General features: G+C 54.3%; 17 protein-coding genes and 1 riboswitch. Of the genes, 6 read left to right on the forward strand and 11 right to left on the reverse strand.

Annotated elements, in window-relative coordinates; all coding sequences use genetic code 11:
* Positions 1-81: 81 nt before the first annotated feature.
* Both murI and btuB read right to left on the reverse strand, forming a co-directional pair.
* Complete coding sequence (gene murI / locus OGV79_RS05165) at positions 82-933, reverse strand: glutamate racemase (protein WP_024130654.1); 852 nt, start codon at positions 931-933, stop codon at positions 82-84.
* A complete protein-coding gene (gene btuB / locus OGV79_RS05170; RefSeq protein WP_286467999.1) occupies positions 878-2,746 on the reverse strand; it encodes a TonB-dependent vitamin B12 receptor BtuB in 1,869 nt (622 codons plus the stop codon). The genes murI and btuB overlap by 56 nt, the downstream gene beginning before the upstream one ends.
* Before the next feature lie 65 nt (positions 2,747-2,811).
* Positions 2,812-3,001, reverse strand: a riboswitch (cobalamin riboswitch).
* A gap of 114 nt (positions 3,002-3,115) precedes the next feature.
* Between btuB and trmA the strand changes: the two genes are divergently transcribed.
* Complete coding sequence (gene trmA / locus OGV79_RS05175; RefSeq protein ID WP_047459762.1) at positions 3,116-4,216, forward strand: tRNA (uridine(54)-C5)-methyltransferase TrmA; 1,101 nt, start codon at positions 3,116-3,118, stop codon at positions 4,214-4,216.
* Positions 4,217-4,333: 117 nt separating this feature from the next.
* Here the strand turns inward: trmA and OGV79_RS05180 are convergent, their stop codons facing one another.
* Together OGV79_RS05180 and fabR are read right to left on the reverse strand one after the other, a co-directional pair.
* Positions 4,334-4,693, reverse strand: a complete 360-nt coding sequence (locus OGV79_RS05180; protein ID WP_012133827.1) for a YijD family membrane protein — start codon at positions 4,691-4,693, stop codon at positions 4,334-4,336.
* A gap of 15 nt (positions 4,694-4,708) precedes the next feature.
* The gene (gene fabR, locus OGV79_RS05185) at positions 4,709-5,344 is read right to left on the reverse strand and encodes an HTH-type transcriptional repressor FabR (RefSeq protein WP_047459767.1); all 636 of its coding nucleotides are present in this window, start codon (positions 5,342-5,344) and stop codon (positions 4,709-4,711) included.
* A gap of 198 nt (positions 5,345-5,542) precedes the next feature.
* Here fabR and sthA point away from each other — a divergent pair, with 198 nt between their 5' ends.
* On the forward strand, positions 5,543-6,943 hold the full coding sequence (gene sthA, locus OGV79_RS05190; protein WP_012133830.1) for a Si-specific NAD(P)(+) transhydrogenase: 1,401 nt from the start codon (positions 5,543-5,545) through the stop codon (positions 6,941-6,943).
* On the opposite strand, the gene oxyR is transcribed toward sthA, so the two are convergent.
* The 4 genes from oxyR to argC form a co-directional block, all read right to left on the reverse strand.
* Positions 6,926-7,843 carry a DNA-binding transcriptional regulator OxyR gene (oxyR, locus tag OGV79_RS05195; RefSeq protein ID WP_012133831.1) on the reverse strand — a complete coding sequence of 306 codons (918 nt, stop codon included), beginning with the start codon at positions 7,841-7,843 and terminating at the stop codon, positions 6,926-6,928. The two genes, sthA and oxyR, sit on opposite strands and share 18 nt — an antisense overlap.
* A gap of 320 nt (positions 7,844-8,163) precedes the next feature.
* Positions 8,164-9,537, reverse strand: coding sequence for an argininosuccinate lyase (argH, locus tag OGV79_RS05200; RefSeq protein ID WP_012133832.1), 1,374 nt, complete (start codon positions 9,535-9,537; stop codon positions 8,164-8,166).
* A 116-nt stretch (positions 9,538-9,653) separates the two neighbouring features.
* Positions 9,654-10,430, reverse strand: a complete 777-nt coding sequence (argB, locus tag OGV79_RS05205; protein ID WP_012133833.1) for an acetylglutamate kinase — start codon at positions 10,428-10,430, stop codon at positions 9,654-9,656.
* A gap of 7 nt (positions 10,431-10,437) precedes the next feature.
* Entirely contained in the window at positions 10,438-11,442 is a 1,005-nt protein-coding gene (argC, locus tag OGV79_RS05210) for an N-acetyl-gamma-glutamyl-phosphate reductase (protein WP_286468005.1), read from the reverse strand.
* Positions 11,443-11,596: 154 nt separating this feature from the next.
* On the opposite strand from argC, the gene argE reads away from it, so the two are divergent.
* The 4 genes from argE to OGV79_RS05230 all read left to right on the forward strand — a co-directional run bounded on the left by argE (position 11,597) and on the right by OGV79_RS05230 (position 18,638).
* Positions 11,597-12,748: an acetylornithine deacetylase gene (gene argE / locus OGV79_RS05215; protein ID WP_024130656.1), complete on the forward strand. Its 1,152-nt coding sequence runs from the start codon at positions 11,597-11,599 to the stop codon at positions 12,746-12,748.
* A gap of 287 nt (positions 12,749-13,035) precedes the next feature.
* Positions 13,036-15,687, forward strand: a complete 2,652-nt coding sequence (gene ppc, locus OGV79_RS05220; protein WP_012133836.1) for a phosphoenolpyruvate carboxylase — start codon at positions 13,036-13,038, stop codon at positions 15,685-15,687.
* A 218-nt stretch (positions 15,688-15,905) separates the two neighbouring features.
* Positions 15,906-17,639: a phosphoethanolamine transferase CptA gene (locus OGV79_RS05225; RefSeq protein ID WP_286468012.1), complete on the forward strand. Its 1,734-nt coding sequence runs from the start codon at positions 15,906-15,908 to the stop codon at positions 17,637-17,639.
* A gap of 138 nt (positions 17,640-17,777) precedes the next feature.
* Entirely contained in the window at positions 17,778-18,638 is an 861-nt protein-coding gene (locus OGV79_RS05230; RefSeq protein WP_058668390.1) for an AraC family transcriptional regulator, read from the forward strand.
* Here the strand turns inward: OGV79_RS05230 and OGV79_RS05235 are convergent.
* The 3 genes from OGV79_RS05235 to OGV79_RS05245 are packed head-to-tail and all read right to left on the reverse strand — an operon-like array spanning position 18,625 to position 22,124.
* On the reverse strand, positions 18,625-18,981 hold the full coding sequence (locus OGV79_RS05235) for a PTS fructose-like transporter subunit IIB (RefSeq protein ID WP_047459781.1): 357 nt from the start codon (positions 18,979-18,981) through the stop codon (positions 18,625-18,627). The genes OGV79_RS05230 and OGV79_RS05235 overlap by 14 nt on opposite strands.
* Position 18,982: 1 nt before the next feature.
* Positions 18,983-19,861, reverse strand: a complete 879-nt coding sequence (locus OGV79_RS05240) for a [formate-C-acetyltransferase]-activating enzyme (protein ID WP_286468016.1) — start codon at positions 19,859-19,861, stop codon at positions 18,983-18,985.
* Positions 19,827-22,124 carry a formate C-acetyltransferase gene (locus OGV79_RS05245; protein WP_286468023.1) on the reverse strand — a complete coding sequence of 766 codons (2,298 nt, stop codon included), beginning with the start codon at positions 22,122-22,124 and terminating at the stop codon, positions 19,827-19,829. The genes OGV79_RS05240 and OGV79_RS05245 overlap by 35 nt, the downstream gene beginning before the upstream one ends.
* Positions 22,125-22,129 lie beyond the last annotated feature (5 nt).

The raw sequence follows: 22,129 nt of genomic DNA on the forward strand, positions 1-22,129 counted from the left end.
GCATTATAGGGAGTTATTCCGGCCTGACAAGGGGAAATTTAAAATTATTTTCCGACTGCTTTCTTTTTAAGCAAAACCACCTCAAACCGCCAGTTTTTCGAGCGTTTCGAAACCGTAACGCTGTAAAACGGGTATTAATTGCTCGGTCTCTGGCGTCATTGCCATGCAGAAAGCAATATTAGCCTCCGCTGATTTGGCATCCGGCGCTTCATGCTCTAACAACCAGGCTGTGCGACGCGCAATCGCCGCCCCGGAATCCACCAGCCTTGTCCCTTCAGGAAGGACCTGCAACAGTTCTTCCTGTAATAGAGGGAAATGGGTACATCCCAGAACAACCGTGTCGGGCGGTTCCGGCATCCGCAGCCAGGGTCTCAGGATACGGCGTAGTTCTTCCAGCGATACGGGTTCACCGTGCAGTTTGGCTTCCGCCAGCTCCACCAGTTCTGCCGATCCCAACATCGCTATCTGACATTCATTCGCGAATCGCGCTATCAGCTCATGGGTATAAGGGCGTTTTACCGTGCCACGCGTTGCCAGCAACCCGACGATGCCGTTGGCGGTCAGCCTCGCTGCGGGTTTAATCGCAGGTACGACGCCCACAACCGGGAACGCGAATTTTTCACGCAATGCAGGAAGAGAAACCGTGCTGGCCGTATTACAGGCGATTACCGCAAGTGAGAGAGGATAACGCTGCTGCACTGCGGTAACGATCTCGACGACGCGCTCGACAATAAACGCTTCGCTCTTTTCCCCGTAAGGAAACGCGACGTTATCGAAAGCATATATATAGTGGAGATTCGGCAGGAGATGCCGAATCTCATCGTAGACCGACAACCCACCGACGCCGGAATCAAACACCAGCACGGTGGGACGTGGATCAGAAGGTGTAGCTGCCAGACAAGTAGTACTCTCGTCCTGCAGTTTGGTAGCCATAAGCTGTCTCGTAATCTTTATCGAACAGGTTGGCGATTTTACCACGAACTGTCAGGCGATCGGTGATCGGATACGATGCAGAAACATCAACAGTGCTATAGCTCGGCAAGATTTGCTGGGTGTTATTGTACTGGGAGGTGTTGTTATCGTAGCGCTTGCCGTAATACTGCCACGATACATCCATATCGACGTTAAACATCGTCCAGTCCAGTTGATACTTCGCCTGGCGCTTCGAGCGTCGGGCTAACACTTCACCGTTGTCGTCATTACGCGGATCGACATATTGCAACGTAACACGATGGCTAAAGATGCCGGTATCAAAGCTGCCCGTCCATTCCACGCCTTTAATGGTTGCCGCATCAATATTGTCATACTCACCCTGGTAGGTGTTTGGATCAAAGTAGTAAGTGATCAGGTTAGTAATCTTGTAATGGTAGGCAGACAGGCGCCAGTCCAGCGGACCAGTGAGCCCTTCCAGCCCGGCCTCCCACTGTTTAGACTCTTCCGGTTTCAGGTTAGGATTCGCGTTGATGCCAAAACGGGTAGAACCAAACTGCTGCCCCAGAGATGGAGACAGGAACCCGGTACCATAGCCGATAGTTACTCGATAGTTGTCGATAAACTCCCATCCAGCCGTCGTCTGCCAGGTGCCATGCCAGCCAAACTGTTCATCATGATCTTCACGCCCTGAAGCCTCCAGCGTTACATCGCCGAATTGTTGCTGACCGGTCAGGTATAAACCGGTGTTATCGCGTTTATATGTGTCCGACATCACGGTATCGGATGAGGTCAAACGCTGCTGCTGCCAGTCTACGCCCGCGCTAACGGAACCGTGCCCCACGATAAGGTTATTACCCCATTGCAGGTTACGCTGGGTCATGCGATCGAGCGTCGTACCGTCATGATAGCGACCATAAATACTGCTGTAGTTATAGTCCTTCACCTTCTGGTAGCTGGCGAGAAGTTGTGAAGAGTAAATCCCGGAGTTGAATTTCAGACCTGCGTCCCAGCTCTGATTGTAGAGTTGCGATTCATCAGCACTGTAGGCCGGAATAGACGGCGGGCTTCCCAGATCGTAATCAGAGTTGTTGGTATAACTGTGACCACGGAAAAAACCATCGAAATTATCATTAAATTTATGTTCGAGGCTGCCCCAGAATGCCTTGCTGCGAAAACCATCGCGGTCGCGATCGTGATCCCAGGTTGAGCCGGGCTGTACGTTAAAGCCTTTATTGCCCTCATAAGAACCCGCTACCGTGGCGACAGTGTCGCCAAAGCGATGGCGCAACGTACCGTCATATTGCTGATAACCTTTTGAACCAACACCCGCAGTAATTTTTGACTGTTCTTGATCGGAGTGCGTAATAACGTTAATGACCCCACCCATTGCGCCGGAACCATAAATCGCGGAACGTGGTCCACGAATGTATTCCACGCGTTGCACCAGCGATATTGGAATCTGATTCAGATCGGGGTTATTCGTAATGCCAGGGCGGGTCATGGGAACACCATCGACCAGAACCAATACCTGTTTGGCTTCCGTACCACGAATAAACAAAGAAGAAGACTGCCCTATGCCGCCGTTTTGATTGATATCAACGCCCGGCAGGCGGCGCATCACATCATTCAAATTCTTCGCTTGCCAGCGGTCGATATCCTCACGCGTCACAACATCAGCAGGCGCCAGTACGGTATTAACAGGTTGTTGAAAACGATTTGCGGTGACGATCAGGGTGTCTGGGTTAGTATCCTGCGCCCAGCCAGAAAATGCCGTGACGGAGAGCGCCGTCAGCAGCGAAGATTTTTTAATCATTGTAAAGCATCCACAATATAAGAAGGATGCCGCAGGCTTCATCGATAGTACGCGATGATGAACACCAGATGCGACGTTAGCCGGCAGGTCTTCGGGCTTGGAAGGTTATCCTCAGGATACAAGAGATGATGACTTCCCGCCGGGTGGCAGTGTCTGCTTATGCTCTCATCTCACCTTTCCTTACCGCTGCGCGTCAGCTCCAGATTCGCACTGGATTCCCTATTAACTCACAGGACCGGCTCACGGATGCTACATTCTGTAACAATCTACGTCCAGACCGCATATCACAATATCGGAAATCATCAATGACTGGACATCTGATGAGCAATCCCTACAATCCCCGCGTACTTTTATTTTTCAGGATGCATCATGACCCCCGAACACCTTCCGACAGAACAGTATGACGCGCAGCTAGCCGAAAAAGTGGTGCGCTTGCAGAGTATGATGGCGCCGTTTTCTGACCTGGTCCCGGAAGTGTTTCGCTCGCCAGTCAGCCATTATCGGATGCGCGCCGAATTTCGCCTGTGGCATGACGGCGACGACCTGTATCACATCATTTTTGATCAGCAGACGAAAAGCCGTATCCGCGTCGACAGCTTCCCGGCGGCCAGCGAGCTGATTAACCAGCTGATGACGGCGATGATTGAAGGCGTGCGCCATAATCGCGTCCTGCGCCATAAGCTGTTCCAGATTGATTACCTCACCACGATGAGCAATCAGGCGGTGGTTTCGCTGCTGTACCATAAAAAGCTGGATGATGAGTGGCGCCAGGAAGCGGAAACGCTGCGGGATGCGCTGCGAGCGCAAAACCTGAATGTGCATCTGATTGGCCGGGCGACCAAAACCAAAATCGAGCTGGATCAGGATTACATTGACGAACGTCTGCCCGTGGCGGGAAAAGAGATGATCTACCGTCAGGTAGAGAACAGCTTCACGCAGCCCAATGCCGCAATGAATATTCAGATGCTGGAGTGGGCGCTGGATGCAACCAAAGCGTCGAAAGGCGACCTGCTTGAACTGTACTGCGGCAACGGCAACTTCTCATTGGCTCTGGCGCGTAACTTCGACCGGGTGCTGGCAACGGAAATCGCCAAACCGTCAGTCGCCGCAGCGCAGTACAACATTGCCGCTAACCATATTGATAACGTGCAGATTATCCGTATGGCCGCCGAAGAGTTTACGCAGGCGATGAACGGAGTACGCGAGTTTAACCGTTTGCAGGGCATCGACCTGAAGAGCTATCAGTGTGAAACGATTTTTGTCGATCCGCCGCGTAGCGGGCTGGACAGTGAAACCGAGAAAATGGTGCAGGCATATCCGCGTATTTTGTACATCTCCTGCAACCCGGAGACGCTGTGTAAGAACCTGGAAACATTAAGCCAGACGCACAATGTGTCACGTCTGGCTCTGTTCGATCAGTTCCCGTATACGCACCATATGGAATGCGGCGTGTTACTCACTGCCAGGTAAAACGTAGGCCGGATAAAGTGGTTACGCCGCCATCCGGCGATATGCCCGGTGGCGCTGCGCTTGCCGGGCCTACAAATCATCGTAGGCCGGATAAGGCGTTTACGCCGCCATCCGGCATTACTCCGCGACTTCCTGCTTGCGGTTACGCATCTTAAAGCCAATCCAGAACACCAGAATCACCGACAGCACCGCCGGGAAGAAGTTAGAACCGATATCCGGGTATTCCGCACGTACCACGGTGCTGTACAACAGCACGCCGAGGATAAAACAGGCGGCAGCCAGCCCCGGCAAGCCGACAGGCATAGTGCGGTTTTGATAACGTTGATGCAGGCAATAAACCGCCAGCACCAGCGCGATAATCGGGAATACAGAAAACGGCACGATGGAGCTAAACAGCGCCGCGAATGTGCCATTGATCGATAAGCCAGCGACCAGCGCCAGCAACAGCGTACCTTTATCTTGACCTGACTGTTTCATTGCTCGTCCTTCACGTTACTCGGAGTGATGTGCCATCTTCTCTTGTTCACGGCGGTACCAGTAATATGCCCCTTTCGCAATCATGCGCAGTTGCAGTACCAGCCGCTCTTCCAGCTGTCGGCGTTGTTCCGCACCAACATCCAGCGCCTCGGCACCTGCACTAAACACAATCGTCACCATCGCTTCGGCTTGCGCTTCAGTGAACGCGCGCGGCATATGGTTTTCGAGTTCCAGATAGTCCGCAAGTTCCGCGATGAAATGCTGAATCTCACGCGCGACTGCGGCGCGAAACGCGGCCGAGGTGCCGGAACGTTCACGCAATAATAAACGGAAGGCGTTAGGATTGTTGCCGATGAACTCCATAAATGTGGAGACCGAGGTACGGATCACACTGCCGCCTTTGGCAATACGCTGACGCGCCTGGCGCATCAGCTGGCGCAGCATTAAACCGCTCTCATCCACCATCGTCAGGCCAAGCTCATCCACATCGCGGAAATGGCGATAAAATGAGGTTGGCGCAATGCCCGCTTCACGCGCTACTTCGCGTAAACTGAGACTGGCGAAACTCCGTTCGGCGCTCAGTTGACTGAATGCGGCTTCTACCAGCGAACGCCGGGTTTTTTCTTTTTGTTGCGCTCTAACGCCCATCACGATGTCTGAATCCTTCCATATGCCTTATCTGGCACTATACCAGAGAACAAACTTAATCTGTTTGTTCAGCTTTGTGAATGATTGTTTACAGGCTGTTTGTGCTCCAGCTCCACAAAAAAGCACAACGATAATTGGGTTAAAGGCGCGCGAATGTTATCATCGTGTTTATTTTATGTATAAAAACAGGTGAGTAATACCATGCCACATTCCTGGGATTATGATGCAATCGTCATAGGTTCAGGCCCCGGCGGCGAAGGCGCTGCAATGGGTCTGGTTAAGCAAGGAGCGCGCGTCGCCGTTATTGAGCGTTATCACAACGTTGGCGGCGGTTGTACCCACTGGGGCACCATCCCGTCGAAAGCGCTCCGCCATGCCGTCAGCCGTATCATCGAATTCAACCAGAACCCCCTCTACAGCGACCACTCCCGACTACTTCGTTCTTCCTTTGCCGATATTCTCAACCATGCCGATAACGTCATTAATCAACAAACGCGCATGCGGCAGGGCTTTTATGAGCGCAACCACTGTGAAATATTGCAGGGTAATGCGCATTTTGTTGACGAAAACACCCTCGCGCTGGAGTGCCACGACGGCACGGTCGAAACCCTGACGGCGGAGAAATTCGTGATTGCCTGCGGGTCGCGTCCTTATCACCCGGCCGACGTTGATTTCGCGCATCCACGTATTTACGACAGCGACTCAATCCTTAGCCTGCATCACGAACCTCGTCACGTCATCATCTATGGCGCCGGGGTGATCGGCTGCGAATATGCGTCAATCTTCCGGGGAATGGACGTCAAAGTTGATTTGATTAACACCCGCGACCGTCTGCTGGCGTTTCTTGATCAGGAGATGTCCGACTCTCTCTCTTACCACTTCTGGAACAGCGGCGTGGTTATTCGCCATAACGAAGAGTACGAGAAGATCGAAGGCTGCGACGACGGCGTCATTATGCACCTGAAATCCGGTAAAAAGCTGAAGGCCGACTGTCTGCTGTACGCCAACGGACGCACCGGTAACACCGATTCACTGGCGCTGGGAAATATCGGTCTGGAAACCGACAGCCGTGGGCAACTCAAGGTCAACAGCATGTACCAGACCGCGCTGCCGCACATTTACGCGGTGGGCGATGTGATTGGCTATCCGAGTCTGGCTTCCGCCGCTTACGACCAGGGTCGAATTGCCGCGCAGGCGCTGGTGAAAGGCGAAGCGACCGCCCATCTTATTGAAGATATCCCTACCGGGATTTACACCATCCCGGAAATCAGCTCTGTCGGCAAAACCGAGCAGCAATTGACGGCGATGAAAGTGCCTTACGAAGTCGGACGTGCGCAGTTTAAGCACCTGGCGCGCGCGCAAATCGTCGGGATGAACGTGGGAACGCTGAAGATCCTGTTCCATCGGGAAACAAAAGAGATTCTGGGGATTCACTGCTTTGGCGAACGCGCGGCCGAAATTATTCACATCGGCCAGGCGATTATGGAACAGAAAGGCGGCGGTAACACCATTGAGTACTTCGTTAACACCACCTTTAACTACCCGACAATGGCGGAAGCCTATCGGGTAGCGGCGCTAAACGGCTTAAACCGCCTGTTTTAACGCTTTGTCGAAATGGCCATCCATCTCTGCACGGATGGCCTCCGCCAGTTGCTCATAGCGACTGCGCAGCGGCGATCCCGGACGATAAACCAACCCAACCGTACGCTTAGGCTCCGGCTTAATGCACGGCAGGTAGACTACGCCATCACGCTTACGCTCCTGCGGAACCGCCAGCGCAGGCAGTAAGGTAATACCGCTCCCCGCCGCAACCATGTTGCGCAGCGTTTCCAGACTGGTCGCCCGGAAATGGGTGTCTTCATCCGCGCCCGCCTCAAAGCAGAAGCCCATCGCCTGATCGCGCAGGCAGTGCCCGTCTTCCAGCATCAGCAGTTTTTCACCCGCCAGATCGGACATCGGCACACGATCGCGATTCGCCCACGGGTGATCCTCATAGATCGCCAGCATCATGGGTTCATCAAACAGCGGCACTTCGATAAACGCCTCGCTCTCTTTCACCAGCGCCAGGATCACGCAGTCAAGCTTGCCGCTGTCCAGTTGCGCCAGCAGCTGGTGCGTCTGCGCTTCATGCAGATACATTTCCAGCTTCGGGAAGGTCTGATGCAGCATCGGAATAATATGCGGCAGCAGATAAGGGCCAACCGTTGGGATCAGGCCGATATGCAATGGGCCAGACATCGTCTCACCTTGCTGGCTTGCCATCTCCTTGAGCACTTTGACCTCACGCAGCACGGTGCGCGCCTGATCCACCAGCAGTAAACCTGCCTGGGTGAACAGAACTTTACGACTCGTACGCTCCAGCAGCATTACGCCCAGTTCATCTTCCAGCTTACGGATTTGCCCGCTGAGCGTCGGCTGGCTGACGTGACAGGAGTCCGCCGCACGCCGGAAATGGCGGTGTTCGGCTAATGCCACCAGGTATTCAAGATCACGAATATTCATTATTCATCCTCCGTCGCCACGATAGTTCATGGCGATAGGTAGCATAGCAACGAACGATTATCCCTATCAAGCTTTCTGTCTAATAATACATCACAGAAACGGAGCGGTACCTCTTTAACCCTTGAAGTCACCGCCCGTTCAAAGAGTTTTTCTCAACTCGAAATAACTAAAGCCAACGTGAACTTTTGCGGACCCTATGGTCCGCTTTTTTTTTGCATAAATAAGCCCGACGTAATGCCAGGCTCTGATGACTGTTGCCGGATGGCGACGGTTCACAATTTTTTGTAGGCCGGATAAGGCGTCATCCGGCACCACGCCAGTTACGCCAGACGCGCCTTCGCGTAGTCGATCGCCTGCGCAACCTGCTGCGGTGAAACACCGCCTTTCGCCGCACGTTTATCCAGGCATGATTGCAGCGACAGAATCGGATACACATCATCGCCAATCACAGCGCTAAATTTTTGCAGGTCAGCCAGTGACAGATCTTCCAGCGGTTTTCCCTGTCGAATCGCTTCCACCACCGTTTCGCCCACAATATGGTGCGCTTCACGGAACGGCACGCCTTTGGCAACCAGATAATCCGCCAGCTCAGTCGCATTCGCATAGCCCTGCTGCGCCGCTTCCTGGCAGCGCGGACGTTTTACCTGAATGCCGTCCAGCACCAGCGCCGCCATGTGCAGGCAGTCCAGCCAGGTGTCGAGCGCATCAAACAGCCCTTCTTTGTCTTCCTGCATATCTTTGTTGTACGCCAGCGGCAGGCCTTTCAGCGTCATCATCATCGCCGTTAACGCCCCCTGCACACGACCGCACTTGCCACGGATCAGTTCCAGCGCATCCGGGTTTTTCTTCTGCGGCATCAGCGATGAACCCGACGTCACGCGATCGGAGAGTTCCACGAAGCCCGCTTCACCGGTATTAAAGAAAATCAGGTCTTCCGCAAAGCGCGACAGGTGAACCATGCCGATAGACGCGTCGGACAGCAGTTCCAGCACATGGTCGCGATCGGACACGCTGTCCAGACTGTTACGCGTCGCCGAGGCAAAGCCCAGCCAGCCTGCCAGCTGTTCACGGTCGATTTCATACGCCGTACCCGCCAGCGCGCCGCAGCCTAACGGGCTGACGTCCAGACGCTTGAGCGCATCCTGCAAGCGGCTCTCATCACGCGCCAGCATTTCCACATACGCCAGGCACCAGTGGGCAAACGTCACCGGCTGCGCGCGTTGCAGATGGGTGTACCCCGGCATGACGGCATCCTGATTATTCTGCGCCGTCTCTACCAGCGCGCTTTGTAACTGACGGTTAGCAGACAGCAGCTCGGTGACCGTATCTTTGCACCATAGCTTCAGGTCGGTCGCAACCTGGTCGTTACGACTGCGCCCGGTGTGCAGCTTTTTACCCAACTGGCCGACTTTATCGATCAGTTTGCCTTCCACCCAGCTGTGAATATCTTCCGCGTCGCTTTCCAGAATCTGCTGCGGATTCACCCGAACCTCTTCCAGCAGCGCGCTCAGCGCCTCTTCCAGTTGCAGTTGCTCATCCGCAGTCAACACCCCAACCGTGACCAGAGCTTTGGACCAGGCCACAGAGCCGACGATATCCTGCTCGGCCAGGCGGTAATCAAAGCGCAATGAGTCATTAAACTGTTTGAACCGTTGATCCGCTGCCTGTGTAAAACGCCCACCCCAAAGTGCCATAACATGCTTCCTTAATATCTTGAATTTCAATGCCGGATGGCGCTTAGCTTATCCGGCCTATAGGTTCGGTTCACCCAGGCCCGATAAGGCGTGGTCGCCATCGGGCACAAAATAGTTTAAGCCAGAATACGCGTACCGATCGGCGTACCGTTAAACAACGCCGGAAGCTGCTCGGCATGACGCCAGGAGGCGATATCCACCGGGCGCCCCAGCGTGCGGGCGGCGTCCAGCGCCGCGTTCACCTTCACAATCATGCCGTCGGTAATGATGCCCTGATCGATCAGCTGTTCCGCTTTGGCCGCCGTCATCTCGGCAATACGCTGACCTTTGCCATCCAGAATACCGCTTACATCAGAAAGCAGGATCAGATCCGCCCCCAGCGTTGCCGCCAGCGCCGTCGCCGCCTGATCGGCATTGACGTTCATCAGTTGCCCTTCTTCGGTCACGCCAATGGAACTGACCACCGGCAAGAAGCCGCCTTCCAGCAGCGTGTTAATCAGCTTAGGCGAACCAGGCTGCGCCAGTCCAACGTGGCCCAACTCTTCATCGAGCTGAGTCACTTTTACGCTATCGCCGTCGCCGAGATACAGGCCAACGGACGCGATATGGTGTTTTTTCGCCCACGCCAGCAAGGTTTTATTGGCGGTTCCCGCCAGCGCGCCGGTGATGATGTCAATCTGATCGGCGGGCGTCACGCGCAGGCCATTTTTCTTTTTCACCGGCAAATTTAACTGTTTCATCAGCTCATCCACAACGCAGCCGCCGCCGTGCACGATAATCAGCGGACGCTGATGCGACTCGCGGTAATTGACCAGCGCGGTAAACAGACGCTCCAGCGCCTCTTCGCTATCCAGTAATACGCCGCCCAGCTTGATAATTAATGGATTCATCATTGCACCCTTAAATAAGAGACTGCGTTTCAGCAAAGCCGAAACGGATATTTGCGCACTGCACTGCCTGCGCCGCTGCGCCTTTCAACAGGTTATCTTCGGTCGCCACCACGATCAGGTGCTCGCCCTGAACGGCAAAACCAATATCGCAGAACGGCAGCCCGACCACATTCTTCAGCGCCGGAACGCCCTTGTCATATAGCCGCACCAGCGGCTTGTCGCCATACGCCTGCTGCAACGCCTGCGCCACCTGAGTATGGGTAACGCCAGCTTTCAGGCGGCAGGTGATCGTTTCCAGAATCCCGCGCGGGAAGTTCCCCAGATGCGGCGTGAAAATAACCTCAGCCCCCAGATGGGTGGCGATTTCCGGCTGATGACGATGGGTAAAGACGCCATACGGTTGCAGGCTGACTTCACAGAAACTGTTCGAAAGCGCCGCTTTACGCCCGGCGCCGCTCACGCCGCTGGTTGCGTTAATGACCGGCCACTGGTTGAGATCCAGCAGGCCTGCGTCAATCAGCGGTTTTAACGACAATTGCGCCGCCGTCGGATAGCATCCCGGCACCGCAATCAGATTCGATTCTTTTAGCTTGTCCGCGCTCCACTCCGCCAGGCCATACACCGCCTGTTCCAGCAGCTCAGGGTGCTGATGGGTAAAGCCATAATATTTTTCGTAGAAGGCGCTATCATTAACCCGGAACGCACCGGAGAGATCAAACACAACGCAGCCCGCATTCAGGAACTGCGGGGCCAGGTCGTGGCTCACTTCATGCGCGGTGGCGAGAAACACCACATCCACCCCGCCGCTGAACTCGCTAATATCAGACATTGGCTGCAATGGCAGATCGACAATGCCTTTTAACTGCGGATGTAAATCAGAGATTAGCTTTCCTGCATCATTGCTTTGCGCTGAGACGGTTAAAGCGGTTATGGTCATATCAGGATGACGATTTACATAGGTCACAAGCTCTGCGCCAGCGTAACCGCTGGCACCCACAATCAGCGTATTCAACATCGGGGCTGTTCACCTTCTTATGTCTGGTTGCCTGGTTAAGCCGTAACAACTTCACCTTACAGTTGGTGGGTTTTCTTACGCTCAACGTTAATGTATTTTTATTCACAAATAATGCATGAATATTGATACTATCATGACCCGAGGTGTGTCAACAATGAAAAACACTTTACCGCCATTTATCGAGATTTACCGCGCTCTGATTGCCACACCGTCGATTAGCGCTACCGAAGAAGCGCTCGATCAAAGTAATGCGTCTTTAATCACTCTGCTGGCAGACTGGTTTAAAGATCTGGGCTTCAAGGTTGAGGTTCAGGCAGTCCCCGGTACGCGCAATAAATTCAATATGCTGGCAAGCACCGGACAGGGTGCTGGCGGTTTGTTGCTGGCGGGCCATACCGATACCGTTCCCTTTGACGACGGACGCTGGACGCGCGATCCGTTCACGCTGACCGAGCACGATAACAAGCTCTACGGGCTGGGTACGGCGGACATGAAAGGCTTCTTTGCTTTTATCCTCGATGCCCTGCGTGACGTGGATGTGACGACGCTGAAAAAACCGCTGTATATTCTGGCTACCGCCGATGAAGAGACCAGCATGGCGGGCGCGCGCTATTTTGCTGAAACCACCGCCCTGCGCCCGGACTGCGCGATCATCGGTGAACCAACGTCCCTGCAACCGGTGCGTGCGCACAAAGGCCACATTTCAAACGCCATCCGCATTCTGGGGCAATCGGGCCACTCCAGCGATCCGGCGCGCGGGGTTAACGCCATTGAGCTGATGCACGACGCCATTGGCCGCATCATGCAGCTGCGCGATGACCTGAAAGAACGTTATCACTACGCGGCGTTTACCGTTCCTTATCCGACATTAAACCTGGGCCACATTCACGGTGGCGACGCCGCGAACCGTATCTGCGCCTGTTGCGAGTTGCATATGGATATTCGCCCGCTGCCGGGCATGACGCTGAACGATCTCAACGGATTGCTCAACGATGCGCTGGCGCCCGTGAGCGAACGCTGGCCGGGCCGTCTGACGGTGTCCGAACTGCATCCGCCGATTCCCGGCTACGAATGCCCGCCTGACCATCAACTGGTGGAAGTGGTCGAGAAACTGCTGGGCGCGCAAACCGAAGTGGTGAACTACTGCACCGAAGCGCCGTTTATCCAGACCTTGTGCCCGACGCTGGTGCTTGGCCCGGGTTCGATTAATCAGGCGCACCAGCCGGATGAATATCTGGAAACACGTTTTATCAAGCCAACCCGCGAGCTGATTACGCAGGTTGTCCATCATTTCTGCTGGCATTAACTGCTTATCACCTCGCTAACCCTTTAGTGGTAAACGAGGTGATTTATTAACATTTCCATAAGCAACGCTTATTTGATTCGATGTGAATTAAATTACGTAAATTCCCGTCATTTATTCGTTTGCTGAACCGATTTCGCAGCAATTGACGTCAGGTGTTTTACGTGGCTTTATAAAGATAAGAAGTGATGTAAAAAATTAAAGTCCGAAAGATTTCACGTTGCAGCCAACGCCGCTGTGACGCGAAAGATACAGGACATATTCAAAACAGATGGGGTGTCTGGGATCATATGAACGAACAATATTCCGCGTTGCGTAGTAATGTCAGTATGCTCGGCAAAGTGCTGGGAGAAACCATCAAGGATGCGCTGGGAGAGAACATTCTTGATCGCGTAGAAACAATCCGTAAGCTGTCTAAATCATCTCGCGCTGGCAATGAAGCGAATCGCCAGGAGTTGCTCACCACGCTACAGAATCTGTCCAACGACGAGCTGCTGCCTGTTGCCCGCGCGTTTAGTCAGTTCCTGAACCTGGCCAATACCGCCGAGCAGTACCACAGCATTTCGCCGCAGGGCGAAGCTGCCAGCAACCCGGAAGTGATTGCTCGCACCCTGCGTAAACTGAAAGATCAACCCAATCTCGACGAAGCCACCATCAAAAACGCGGTGGAGTCGCTATCTCTGGAACTGGTACTGACCGCACACCCTACCGAGATCACTCGCCGCACGCTGATTCACAAAATGGGCGAAGTCAACGCCTGTCTGAAGCAGCTTGATAACAAAGAGATCGCGGATTACGAACGTAATCAGCTCATGCGCCGTCTGCGCCAGCTGATCGCCCAGTCCTGGCATACGGATGAAATCCGTAAAAACCGCCCAAGTCCGGTCGACGAAGCCAAATGGGGCTTTGCGGTGGTTGAAAACAGCCTGTGGGAAGGGGTGCCAAATTATCTACGTGAGTTGAACGAACAACTGGAAGAACATCTGGGCTACAAACTGCCGGTGGATTTTGTTCCGGTGCGTTTCACCTCCTGGATGGGCGGCGACCGTGACGGCAACCCGAACGTAACGGCTGATGTCACCCGCCACGTTCTCCTGTTGAGCCGCTGGAAAGCCACCGATCTGTTCCTGAAAGATATTCAGGTTCTGATTTCTGAGCTGTCGATGGTCGACGCCACGCCGGAACTGCTGGCGCTGGTCGGCGAAGAAGGCGCATCAGAACCTTACCGCTACCTGATGAAAAGCCTGCGTTCCCGCCTGATGGCAACGCAAGCCTGGCTGGAAGCGCGTCTGAAAGGCGAGAAACTGCCGAAACCCGCTGGCCTGCTGACGCAAAACGAGCAGTTGTGGGAGCCGCTGTACGCCTGTTATCAGTCTCTGCAAGCGTGCGGCATGGGCATCATCGCCAATGGCGAACTGCTTGATACCCTGCGCCGGGTGAAATGCTTTGGCGTGCCGCTGGTGCGCATTGATATTCGCCAGGAGAGCACCCGCCATACCGAAGCGCTGGGCGAGCTGACGCGTTATCTGGGCATCGGTGATTATGAAAGCTGGTCCGAAGCCGATAAACAGGCTTTCCTGATCCGCGAACTCAACTCCAAGCGTCCGCTGCTGCCTCGTCAGTGGGAACCGAGCGACGACACCCGCGAAGTGCTTGAGACCTGTCAAGTGATTGCCGAAGCGCCGCTGGGTTCCATCGCCGCTTACGTTATCTCTATGGCGAAAACGCCGTCCGACGTGCTGGCCGTGCATCTGTTGTTGAAAGAAGCCGGAATTAGCTTTGCCATGCCGGTTGCGCCGCTGTTCGAAACGCTGGACGACCTGAACAACGCCGACGCGGTAATGACCCAGTTGCTGAATATCGACTGGTATCGCGGCTTTATTCAGGGCAAACAGATGGTCATGATTGGCTACTCTGACTCAGCGAAAGACGCAGGCGTAATGGCCGCCTCCTGGGCGCAGTATCAGGCTCAGGACGCGCTGATCAAAACCTGTGAAAAAGCCGGAATTGAACTGACGCTGTTCCACGGTCGCGGCGGTTCCATTGGCCGTGGCGGCGCGCCTGCTCATGCGGCGCTGCTTTCCCAACCGCCGGGCAGCCTGAAAGGCGGCCTGCGCGTGACCGAACAGGGTGAGATGATCCGCTTTAAGTACGGCCTGCCTGAAGTCACCATCAGCAGCCTGTCCCTGTACACCGGCGCGATTCTGGAAGCCAACCTGCTGCCGCCGCCGGAGCCGAAAAATTCGTGGCGTCATATCATGGACGAGCTGTCCGTGATCTCCTGCGACCTGTATCGCGGCTATGTCCGCGAGAATAAAGATTTCGTCCCGTACTTCCGTTCCGCAACGCCAGAACAGGAACTGGGCAAATTGCCGCTCGGTTCGCGCCCGGCAAAACGTCGCCCGACAGGCGGGGTTGAATCCCTGCGCGCCATTCCCTGGATCTTCGCCTGGACGCAAAACCGCCTGATGCTCCCGGCCTGGCTGGGTGCGGGCACCGCGCTGCAAAAAGTCGTTGAAGATGGCAAGCAAAGCGAACTGGAAGCCATGTGCCGCGACTGGCCGTTCTTCTCCACGCGCCTCGGCATGCTGGAGATGGTGTTCTCTAAAGCCGACCTGTGGCTGGCGGAATACTACGATCAACGCCTGGTCAAAAAAGCGCTGTGGCCACTGGGTGAAGAGTTACGCAACCTGCTGGCAGAGGACATCAAAGTGGTGCTGGCGATTGCCAACGATTCCCATCTGATGGCCGACCTGCCGTGGATTGCCGAGTCTATCCAGTTAAGGAATGTGTATACCGACCCGCTGAACGTATTGCAGGCGGAGCTTTTACACCGCTCTCGTCTTGCAGAAGAGCAAGGCAAAGATCCAGACCCGCGCGTCGAACAGGCGCTGATGGTCACGATTGCGGGCGTGGCTGCGGGGATGCGTAATACCGGCTAACCCACACGCATCGTCATATCCCCTCTCGCCCGCCCGGGCGAGAGGGCTTTGAAATATTTCTGTAATAATCGCCTGTTTTTCAATATATTCCTGCCTGCGTTTTGTTCACTCTGCTGAATACGCCATCAACAAGAATAGGTCACTGGCATCGCCATACTTAAGGTTCTCTTAATGATTTGTCGCTACGTTGGCGACTCGAATAAAAACAGGCTTCATATATGTTCTTCACACACACATCTGCTAAACCTTCGTTTAGCTGGAAAGCCCTTGGCTGGGCGCTACTCTATTTTTGGTTCTTCTCTACATTACTTCAGGCCGTTATTTGCATCAGCGGCTATAGCGGCACCAACGGGCTGCGTGACTCACTGCTTTTCAGTTCGCTCTGGCTGATCCCGGTATTTTTATTTCCCCGTCATACCCGCGCGATTGCCGCCGTTATTGGCGTTGTACTCTGGGCCTCTTCGCTGGCGGCGCTCAGTTATTATGTCATTTACGGGCAGGAATTCTCGCAAAGCGTTCTGTATGTCATGTTTGAAACAAACGCAAACGAAGCCAGCGAGTACTTGAGCCAGTATTTCAGTCTGAAGATTATCCTTATCGCCCTGGCCTATACCGCCGTGGCAATCCTGCTGTGGACGCGTTTAAAGCCAATATATATTCCCGCGCAGTGGCGCTGGTTAGTCTCCTTTGCATTGTTATACGGCCTTATTCTGCATCCGATCGCCGTCGGGACGTTTATCAAACATAAGCCGTTTGAGCAGACATTAGGCGGCCTCGCCTCGCGTATGGAACCCGCTGCGCCGTGGCAGTTTATCAATGGATATTATCAATATAATCAGCAACTCACGTCGCTGAATAGCCTGCTTAACGAGAACAACGCGCTGCCTCCGTTAACGAATTTTAAAGATAACTCCGGTGATGCGCCGCGTACGTTAGTGTTGGTTATCGGCGAGTCAACCCAGCGTGGTCGCATGAGTCTGTACGGTTATCCGCGTGAAACCACGCCAGAGCTGGACGCGTTGCATAAAAGCGACCCGGGTCTGACCGTATTCAATAACGTCGTCACCTCCCGGCCATACACAATTGAAATTCTGCAACAGGCGCTGACCTTCGCCAATGAAAAGAACCCGGATCTGTATCTGACGAAACCGTCGCTGATGAACATGATGAAACAGGCAGGTTATAAGACGTTCTGGATCACCAATCAGCAGACGATGACCGCGCGTAATACGATGCTGACCGTATTCTCGAAACAGACCGACAAGCAGTTTTATATGAATCAGCAGCGTACTCAAAGCGCGCGGGAATATGACACCAACGTTCTGGCGCCCTTTAAAGACGTGATGGCCGACCCGGCACCGAAGAAATTTATTATCGTTCACCTGCTGGGAACACATATCAAATACAAATTCCGCTACCCGGAGAATCAGGGAAAATTTGACGGTCAAACCGATCATATCCCTGCGGGCGTGAGCGAAGACGAACAGGATATTTATAACGATTACGATAACGCGAATCTGTATAACGACCATGTCGTCGCCAGCCTGATTAAGGACTATAAAGCGACTGACCCGAACGGTTTTCTGCTCTACTTCTCCGATCACGGTGAAGAAGTGTATGACACGCCGCCGCACAAAACGCAGGGACGTAACGAAGACAACCCTACGCGTCATATGTATACGGTGCCGTTCCTGTTATGGACGTCAGAAAAGTGGCAGGCCGCACACCCGCGCGATCTCTCTGCGTATGTTGATCGCAAGTACAGCAGCTCTGAACTTATCCATACCTGGTCCGACTTAGCGGGGCTGACCTACGACGGGTTCGACCCGACGCGCTCCGTCACCAGCCCGCAGTTCAAGGCGATCACGCGCTGGATTGGCAACCCGTATAAGAAAAACGCGTTGATTGATTACGATACCCTGCCTTACGGGGATCATGTCGGGAATCAGTAACGGCATCGCCGGATGGCGCTGACGCTTATCCGGCCTGCAAAATGCATAACCCGCGTACCGCCATCCGGCAATTATCGCTTGAGGCGGTTTACGTTCAACGTTACTGTTTCCTCTGTCTGCGCTCTGCAAGGTATCAACATGTATCACGACGTCAGCCACCTTCTCTCCCGTCTGATTAACGGCCCTATGGCGCTACGGCAGGTTTTTTTCGCCAATACCAGCGGTACGGCGCCCGAACTGGCGTATCAGGTTGATTTTCCACGCCTGGAGATTGTGCTGGAGGGGGAGTTCACCGATACAGGCATCCCGGCCGCGCCCGTGACGCTCATCGCTGGCGACGTTCTGTATGTTCCGGCAGGCAGCTGGAACTTCCCGCAGTGGCAAACGCCCGTCACCACGCTCAGCATCCTGTTTGGCAAGCAGCAATTAGGTTTCAGCGTTGTTCACTGGGACGGCAAACAATATCAGAATCTTGCGAAGCAGCATGTCGCACGTCGAGGCCCACGTATTGGCTCCTTCCTGCTGCAAACGCTCAATGAAATGCAGATGCAGCCGCAGGAACAGCAGACGGCCCGATTAATTGTCGCCAGCCTGTTGAGCCACTGCCGCGACCTGCTGGGTAGCCAAATCCAGACGGCATCACGGAGTCAGGCGCTTTTTGAAGCGATTCGCAGCTATATCGATGAGCGTTACGCTTCCCCGCTCACCCGCGAATCGGTGGCGCAGGCGTTTTATATTTCGCCAAACTACCTTTCTCATCTGTTTCAAAAAACAGGCGCTATCGGCTTTAACGAATATCTGAATCACACACGGCTGGAACACGCGAAAACGCTGCTGAAGGGTTACGATCTGAAAGTCAAAGAAGTGGCTCACACCTGTGGATTTGTCGACAGCAACTATTTCTGCCGCCTGTTTCGTAAAAATACGGAGCGTTCGCCGTCAGAATACCGTCGGCAGTACCACAGCCAGTTGACGGAAAAGAAGGCTACTCCAGAATAAGATGCGTATGCTGCGGCGCAGTGAGCAGTTTACGCACGGCGCTCATCACCCGCTGAGGTTCGCGAAGAAAGGCGTTAATTCCTGACTGAACATACCGACACTGAACAAAACGCTCCGCGCCCGCCAGTTCAATATCCGTAATCAGCAACACAACATCCGCCCGGTTGATATCCTCCTCCGTTAAGCGATTTTCCGTGCCCAGCGCTCCCTGGGTTTCAATTTTAATGTTCCATTTTTCCTGCTGGCAGAGCTTCTCCAGGCGTTCGGCGGCCATATAGGTATGCGCCACGCCGCTGACGCAGGCGGTAACGGCAACCAGATAGCGTACAGTTGAGACTGTCATATTAACCTCCCACAGTGACCAGAAACCCGGCTCGCTCTGCCAACGCCTGCATTTCCGCCACCTCTTGCGGCGAGGGTACAGGCACATCTTTCATTGCCCACGCCTGCCCAAGCAGACGGTATTTCGCTTCACCATACTGATGAAACGGTAGCAGGTGCACCTGATTAATCCCTGACGATAGCAACACTGCCAACGCACGCTGCATATTCTCAACGTTGAGCGTGTAGCCCGGAATCAACGGCAAACGGGGGATGACCGTAATCCCCTCGTTTACCAGTAAACGCAGGTTATCCAGCACGCGTGGTAAATTCATTTTGACCACCTCATGCGCCTGGCGCGGCTCCATAATCTTTAAATCAAACAGCACTTCATCACACGCTTTAGCCAGCGGTAGCAACCGACTGGCAGGCGCATCGCCTGCGGTTTCAATCGCACAGGAAATGCCGAAACGTCGCAGACGTTGCAAAAACCGCGTGGCAAACGCCGCCTGCATTAATACTTCACCGCCAGAAAGCGTGACGCCGCCGCCGGAGGTGCGAAAAAAGAGTTCGTCTTTCATCACCTCGCGTTCCAGTTCATCCAGCGTAATATCGCGCCCGATACGTTCAAACGCCCCGGAAGGACACTCATCCGCATCACGCAAGCAGGGCGAGCAATGCAGACATTTACTCTCCCGCCGCACCGTTTCGATGCGTGGCGAAATAGACTCTGGATTGGCGCACCACGGACAGGTATGCGGGCAGCCTTTAAAAAAGACCACCGTACGAATTCCCTGCCCGTCATTCAACGAATAACGCTGAATGTTGAAAATACGTGCGACATCATCAGCGCTCGTTTCCAGATTCTTACAGCTGATGCGCGGTGCGGCGAATGATGTCATCCTGGATCTCCTTCGACAGCTCGACAAAGAAGGCACTGTAACCCGCCACGCGCACCACCAGCCCGGCGAAATCCTGCGGGCGCAATTGCGCTTCACGCAACGTATCCGCATTCAACACGTTAAACTGAATATGCTGTAGCTTAAGCTGGGTAAAGGCGCGCAGAAAATCCGCCAGTTTGCGCAAGCCGGCCTCACCTTCCAGCGTCGCGGGCGTAAACTTCACGTTGAGCAGCGTACCGTTAGAAAGCAGCGTGTTATCCAATTTACTTACTGATTTCAGCACCGCCGTCGGCCCCTGCATATCCTGGCCGAGCATTGGCGACAACCCGCCGTCTGCCAGCTGTTCCCCGGCAAAACGGCCATCCGGCGTCGCCCCCACCACCGAACCCAGCGGCACATGCGCGGAGACAGTGTATGAACCCGGTGTAAATTGCCCACCGCGCGGGTTCTGGTATTTCTCCACCTCTTTACAGTAATGGCGCAGCAGTTCAGCGCTGATGTTATCCACATCATCAATATCATTACCGTATTTCTCGAAGCGATTAATCAGCCGGGCACGGATTCGCTCACCTTCCGGCGTCGCAAAGTTCGCCTTTAACACCGCCAGCAGCTCATCGAAACGTAAACGTTGCTGATCAAATACCAGCCCTTTTAACGCGTGCAGGGAGTCGCTCAGATTAGCAATGCCAATCCCCTGTACGCCAGAGAAGTTATAACGCGCGCCGCCATCGGTAATATCACGGCCTTTATCCAGGCAGTCGCTGATAAACGAGGAAAGCAGCGGCACCGGCGCCCAGTCACGGTGGCCGATATCGCAAATATTACTGCCTTCCACCATCAGCGTAATGTAATGGCTGATTTTGGCGCGAATATGCGCCAACAGATCTTCGTACGTCAGCGTGTGGTTTCCTTCATTCTCATACAGGCTGATTTCCATCACTTTCAGCAGGTTGAACATGGCGATGTCGTGCAGACCGTAGGTTCTGCCCGGAATCGACAGCTCCACACACCCCACTACCGCGTAATCACGGGCGTCCTCCAGCGAAACACCCCGGTTCAGGAACGCGGGCACAACCACTTCATCATTAAAGATCTGCGGAATACCGGTGCCGAGGCGAATCGTCTCCGCCGTTTTCATCAGGAAGGGCGTGTCAATCAGCGCATTGGTACGCACGCCAAGGTTCGGCTGCGGCAGTTGCACATTCTGGTACGCGTCAAGACAGAGAAAAGAGAGCACGTTCACCGCACTGCGTCCATTCTCCGTCAATCCCCCAAGCAATGCGGTGTAACCGGTCGGGAATCCGGCGAAATAGCGTGCGCTGCTGGTCGAACGTAACAGCACGATGTCGTTACATTTTACCCACAGCGATTCGAGGAGTTCTTTTAAAAATGCCGGGTCTTCGCCCTGGCTCAGCGATACCTGATAAAACGGCAGCATATACTGGTCAAAACGCCCCAGCGAGAGCGAGCTGGCGTTAGACTCATATTGCAGAATGATGTTCATGTACCAGAACAGCTGGCACGCCTGCCAGAAGGTTTGCGGCTTGTGCTGCATGTTATGTCGGGAGTTCGCGGCAATGGTGAGCAACTCCTGACGCCGACGCGCATCCAGGCAGCTTTCCGCCATTTTCTCCGCCAGCGTCGCGTAACGCAGAATGTGGCCTTGCGAAGCCTCCAGCAACAGCAACGCCGCCTGGTAAAAGTGATTGTCCGGCTGCTGCTGGCAGTGTTGCCGCACTTGCGCCACCAGTTCACCCAGACCGTGATTCAACAGCCGCGGGTAATCAATAATAATGTGCCCCTGCCCTTTATCCGTCTGGTTAACGCTAAAAATCTGCGTGCTGACGGCGGCTTTCACGTCATCGGTCATCTGGCCGTTGATGAAATCCTTCATCGACCGTTTTTCCCAGTACGGGAACAGCACCTCGCGGTAGAGGCGCTTATCGTCCTCGCTGATGTCAAAACGGTCCTGCGGACGCGTCGGGAACTGTTCTAACTCGTTAAGTAACCAGTACGGGTCCATTTCCGGCGACATAATCCCCGCCCGCGGTTTCACCGTGCGGTTCCCGGCAATCAACTCCTCATCACGAATCGAAATTTCAACATGCTCAAGGATATACGCCGTCGCTTTAGCACGGCGCAATATGACCGGCTCTCCCTCTGTCTGCTGATAGCTGGTGGTATACAGCTGCGCGCGCTCAAGCGAAATTTCACGGTTATTCTGGAAAAGTGCGGCTTTAAGGCGCTGGGTACGATTCGTCATGAGGA

Source organism: Citrobacter sp. CK185 (assembly GCF_030333565.1).
Taxonomy (GTDB): Bacteria; Pseudomonadota; Gammaproteobacteria; order Enterobacterales; family Enterobacteriaceae; genus Citrobacter_B; species Citrobacter_B koseri.